3 protein-coding genes are annotated in these 1,083 nt (G+C 52.1%); 1 reads left to right on the top strand and 2 read right to left on the bottom strand.

Annotated elements, in window-relative coordinates; translation table 11 throughout:
- Window positions 1-95: 95 nt before the first annotated feature.
- Window positions 96-548, bottom strand: a complete 453-nt coding sequence (locus tag AXE65_RS04550) for a type II toxin-antitoxin system HicB family antitoxin (protein ID WP_068388722.1) — start codon at window positions 546-548, stop codon at window positions 96-98.
- A gap of 12 nt (window positions 549-560) precedes the next feature.
- On the bottom strand, window positions 561-752 hold the full coding sequence (locus AXE65_RS04545; protein ID WP_068388718.1) for a type II toxin-antitoxin system HicA family toxin: 192 nt from the start codon (window positions 750-752) through the stop codon (window positions 561-563).
- Between the two features lie 82 nt (window positions 753-834).
- On the opposite strand from AXE65_RS04545, the gene AXE65_RS04540 reads away from it, so the two are divergent.
- Window positions 835-1,083 (top strand): hypothetical protein (locus AXE65_RS04540; RefSeq protein ID WP_153015388.1); only part of this gene is annotated, 249 nt, incomplete at its 3' end.

The raw sequence follows: 1,083 nt of genomic DNA, 5'->3' as shown, positions 1-1,083 counted from the left end.
CCGCTCCCTGCCATCGGCGAAGTGATGAGCGCATGGGATTACTACCTGTGCAACTGGCGACCCGGCAAACCGCACCCAAAAACGTGGGAACAGTGCTATGCAAAAGCCACGGTTGCCGTTAAGTCATAATCCGGCACATCCCGCACCTCAAGCCGCAGGCCAAGGGCTTTTAACGCTTCCTCGACCCGCTCTATTTTGGAATGGTGCGAAAAATCCACTAATCGACTGGCTGCCGTGTGCGAAACTCCCAGCGTGCGCGCAAGGTCTGCGACGCATTGGCCGCGCTGGCAAAGCGCATTCCATAGCGCAATCTTGGCACTGGTCAACGCAGGCAGGTGGATTTCATACTGCCCTTGACGGACAGGCGAAGGCGCAGGAATACGCCGTCCTTGGTCAACATAAATCGCAAGCGCCAACTCAATGCCTTCTACTGCATTACCCAGCAACTCATCCAAGGTATCGCCAGCACTATGCGCTTCTGGAATATCAAGACAGGATGACCAGTAATGGCTGTTTTCAGCATGAACGTTAATTGGATAGTGATACATAACCGCCTCCCTTTACTTGGTTTCAGACAAGCCAAGTTGTTTGATGATGTCTTTGCGCAGCGCCTCGCTGATTTCTTTTGCGCCATGATTAGGGAAAATCGTTTGTTTGTTGCCATAACGAATTTTAAAGTGACTGCCGCTGGCAGACTTGGCAAAGACCACGCCTTGTTTTTGCAACCACCGCTTAAATTCGTTGTATTTCATAAAGCGCCCCTTTCAGCAATAGGCGTATTGTACTCTCGCAAAGAGCAAAATTCAACACTTTTATTTTAATCGCTCTGCATGAATGCCTACATTCTCCACGTCCCTCATCAGCCTCGCCCTGCCCGCCGCACTACTGATCGGCGCAGGACTAGGCTACAAATGGCGCGACAACAGCGCCAAATTGCACGAAAGCCGCGAACAGCAGCGCTACACCCAAGCGCTAAATGAGGCGCTGGACAACGCCAGACGGCAAGAACAAGCCCTATATGCACAAATGGAGGCGCTCACCCGTGACACAGAGAAACAACTGGAAAGCGTGGCTGCTGCTGAA

The organism is Ventosimonas gracilis (genome assembly GCF_001580025.1).
Taxonomy (GTDB): domain Bacteria; phylum Pseudomonadota; class Gammaproteobacteria; order Pseudomonadales; family Pseudomonadaceae; genus Ventosimonas; species Ventosimonas gracilis.
Note: the sequence above shows the minus strand (reverse complement) of the source record. Positions and strands in the feature narration are given on the sequence as shown.

What these genes read in the sequence shown, in the direction of transcription:
- AXE65_RS04550 (WP_068388722.1), bottom strand. Translation starts at nt 548, where the DNA reads ATGTATCACTATCCAATTAACGTTCATGCTGAAAACAGCCATTACTGG.
- AXE65_RS04545 (WP_068388718.1), bottom strand. Translation starts at nt 752, where the DNA reads ATGAAATACAACGAATTTAAGCGGTGGTTGCAAAAACAAGGCGTGGTC.